Genomic DNA, 695 nt, shown 5'->3' with positions numbered 1-695 from the left:
AGCAGGTGTGCTTTTCTTTGCATGCGCAAAAGTGTTTTTTATCCGCTAGTCTATCAACTCCTTAAAGCCTCAAAAAGGGGCTAACTGCTAAAGCAGCAAGCCCCTTTAATTCGATTTACCGTTGACAGACACAAAGTTAACTACGTTCAATCTAGTGAGATGTTAAATTAAGCTCTTAAACGCCATTTTAAGCCCATATAAGTGTTTTAAAGATGTGGACCGCCTAATTCATCAGATTTATGTCTGTCGAGTTCCTGTGAGATTTCAGGGGCTTTTTTAGACGGTTCTTTTAGTCCTGCACGCTCTAGCCACTTTTCAGGTAAATTAATACCTAGTTTTTTGTGTAGAAACTCATCAACATTTCGTATAATGCCTTGAAGCGTTCCTACTAGTTTTTGCAATCGCTCATTTTCTTTTTTCAGTTCATAGTTGCGGCCCTTGGCTTCACTCAAATCATTACGTAAACTATGATTTTCTACTTCCAGATGAATTTTTTCAAAGTTATAAGCGTCGCTAGTCACCGCCCTTTGTTCCAAATCAGCGAGATCATATTTATCAACCGTGACTTTATTTTTATTCATCAAGGTGGGTTTACTAGCAATTTTCTTGGTATCCCGTGGTCTGATTTCATCAAGCTGTTTTTTAGTATCTGCAAGCTTTGCTTGTATCTCTTGTTTTTCGGTCTCTATTTTTTT

1 pseudogene is annotated in these 695 nt (G+C 37.7%); it reads right to left on the bottom strand.

Features of this window, described 5'->3' with window-relative positions:
* Positions 1-206: 206 nt before the first annotated feature.
* Positions 207-695 (bottom strand): annotated as a pseudogene (locus tag C5L23_RS08605) (MobV family relaxase); the annotation flags it as partial.

The sequence above is a fragment of the Leuconostoc fallax genome (assembly GCF_004354645.1).
Classification (GTDB): domain Bacteria; phylum Bacillota; class Bacilli; order Lactobacillales; family Lactobacillaceae; genus Leuconostoc_B; species Leuconostoc_B fallax.
The sequence above is the reverse complement of the archived record's forward strand: the minus strand, read 5'-3'. Positions and strand labels throughout refer to the sequence as shown.